General features: G+C 71.5%; 3 protein-coding genes and 1 pseudogene. 2 read left to right on the forward strand and 2 right to left on the reverse strand.

The window, feature by feature from the left end; genetic code table 11:
- Positions 1-61: 61 nt before the first annotated feature.
- Positions 62-178 (reverse strand): annotated as a pseudogene (locus tag AB0J09_RS62840) (DNA-binding transcriptional regulator); the annotation flags it as partial.
- A gap of 50 nt (positions 179-228) precedes the next feature.
- On the opposite strand from AB0J09_RS62840, the gene AB0J09_RS62845 reads away from it, so the two are divergent.
- Both AB0J09_RS62845 and AB0J09_RS62850 read left to right on the forward strand, forming a co-directional pair.
- Positions 229-1305 (forward strand): epoxide hydrolase family protein, encoded by a 1077-nt coding sequence (locus AB0J09_RS62845; RefSeq protein WP_360713795.1) that lies wholly within the window; start codon positions 229-231, stop codon positions 1303-1305.
- A gap of 48 nt (positions 1306-1353) precedes the next feature.
- The gene (locus AB0J09_RS62850) at positions 1354-1785 is read left to right on the forward strand and encodes a type II toxin-antitoxin system PemK/MazF family toxin (RefSeq protein WP_360713797.1); all 432 of its coding nucleotides are present in this window, start codon (positions 1354-1356) and stop codon (positions 1783-1785) included.
- 79 nt (positions 1786-1864) lie between these two features.
- On the opposite strand, the gene AB0J09_RS62855 is transcribed toward AB0J09_RS62850, so the two are convergent.
- Positions 1865-2235: substrate-binding domain-containing protein (locus AB0J09_RS62855; RefSeq protein ID WP_360713799.1), on the reverse strand; the 371-nt coding region annotated here is incomplete at its 5' end.

The raw sequence follows: 2235 nt of genomic DNA on the forward strand, positions 1-2235 counted from the left end.
TATTTCGATTGGTGGCGGGGGATGGCGGCCCCGTCATTCACCACCGCCCCGTGTAGGGCGGTCGGCGGACGCGCCGGGGGTCCCGGCCGAGCCGCTCCGCCAGGTCGCCGCTGGACCAGTCGCGCCTGGTCTGCAGGAGCGACAGCAGACGGAGCAGTCTCGCCGAGGTGTCCAACACGCCATCATTGTGGCCCGATCCTGGCCGCATTTGCGCATAGCGTCGCGGACATGGACGAATTCGTCATCGACATATCCCAGGACCGGCTCGACGACCTGCGCGAGCGGCTGGAACGCACCCGCTGGCCGGACGCTCTCGACGATGTCGGCTGGTCGTACGGCGTACCACCCGAGGCGGTGCGCGAGCTGGCCGGCTACTGGCTCGACGGCTACTCGTGGCGCGATCACGAGGCGCGCCTCAACGCGTTCCCGCAGTACACGACCGTGATCGACGGGCAGCGTGTGCACTTCACGCACGTGCGCTCGGCCCGGCCGGACGCGCTGCCACTGCTGCTGACGCACGGGTGGCCCAGCACGTTCGCGGACTTCGCGCGCGTCGCCGAGCGGCTCAGCCGCGACTTCCATCTGGTCATCCCGTCCATCCCCGGGTTCGCGTTCTCGGGCCCGGCCACGAAGCCGGGCTGGGGGGTGCGGCGGGTCGCCGCCGCCTGGGCGGAGCTGATGTCCCGGCTCGGATACTCCCGGTACGGCACGCAAGGCGGCGACTTCGGCGCCCTGGTCTCGCCCGCCGTCGCGCGGCTGGCTCCCGAACAGGTGGTGGGCGTGCACGTGAACGCGCTCACCGCGTTCGTCACCGACGACATGTCGGGGCTGACGGAGGCGGAGCTGGAGCGGGCGCGCGGGGTCGAGCGGTGGCGGCGGGAGTTCTCCGGGTACGCGGCCATCCAGAGCACCAGACCGCAGACGCTCGCGTACGCCCTGGCGGACTCCCCCGCCGGGCTGCTGGGCTGGACCCTCGACGCGTTCGCCTCGTGGGGGCGGGACGTGGGCGGGGTGTCGGCTGACGACATCCTCACCAACGTCACCATTTTCTGGCTCACCGGCACGGCCGGATCATCTACCCGCATTTACCGGGAGAGCGGCGGCGACTGGCAGGTGCCGGACGCGCCGGGGAAGACGCCGACGGGCGTGGCGGTCTTCCCCGGGGACAGCACGGTCAGGCGGTACGCCGAGCGGGCGCACAACGTGGTGCACTGGTCGGAGTTCCCGACCGGCGGCCACTACGCCGCGCTCGAGGCCCCCGAGCTGCTGGCGTCCGACATCAAGGCGTTCTTCGAGGGCCTGTGAAATCCAGGCCGGCTGGATTTCGGCGGCGCGCCGCCGTAGGCTCCCCCAATGCGCGATCTAGGTGAGGATCCACGGCCCGCCCGGGGTGTGGTACGCGAGATCCACTCGCTCAACGGCCCCGTCACCCTGGCCTACTCCCCCGACCTCGACGGCCTGGCAGACCCCGGGGAGATCGTCTGGGCCTGGGTGCCGTACGAGGAGGATCCGGAACGCGGCAAGGACCGTCCCCTGCTGATCGTGGGCCGGACCGGGCGCAGGCTCCTGGGCATGATGTTGTCCAGCAAGGGCGACGACGGGCCGGACTGGCTGGAGCTCGGTGCCTGGGGGCGGGACGACCGGGTGTCGTACGTACGGCTGGACCGCGTCTTCGTGCTGGACGAGGACGACATCCGGCGTGAGGGCGCGGTGCTCGACGGCGACCGGTTCGCCCGGGTGGCGGCCCGGCTCATGAAGGCCCACGGCTGGGACGCCGGCCGGTAGCCCGTCCCGTGGGTGAGCGTGACGAAGCCGCCGCCCGGGCACCCGATCACGCCGCGCTGGGGGCAGGCGTGGGCGGTGGTCAGCGGGTGGAGGCGCGTTCCACCAGGTCGGGCTGGAAGATCACCTGGCGGTGCTCGTGGGCGGCGGGCTCGTTGGCCTCCTCCAGGAGCATCAGCGCGGCGGTGTGGCCGAGCTGCTCGCGCGGCTGCCGTATGGAGGACAGCGGCACCGCGGCCGCGGCGGCGAAGTCGATGTCGTCGTAGCCGAGGATGGCCAGATCGCCCGGGACCCGCAGGCCGCGCTGGGTCATCTCCTGCAGCACCCCGATGGCGACCAGGTCGTTGGCGCAGAAGACCTGGTCAACCAGATGAACACCACGCCCGACGGCCAGTTCCAGACGTATTCGGTCGAGTCGGGCGCCTACATCCGCGACAACTTCTTCGGCTCCGA

This window comes from Nonomuraea sp. NPDC049784 (genome assembly GCF_040659615.1).
GTDB lineage: Bacteria > Actinomycetota > Actinomycetes > Streptosporangiales > Streptosporangiaceae > Nonomuraea.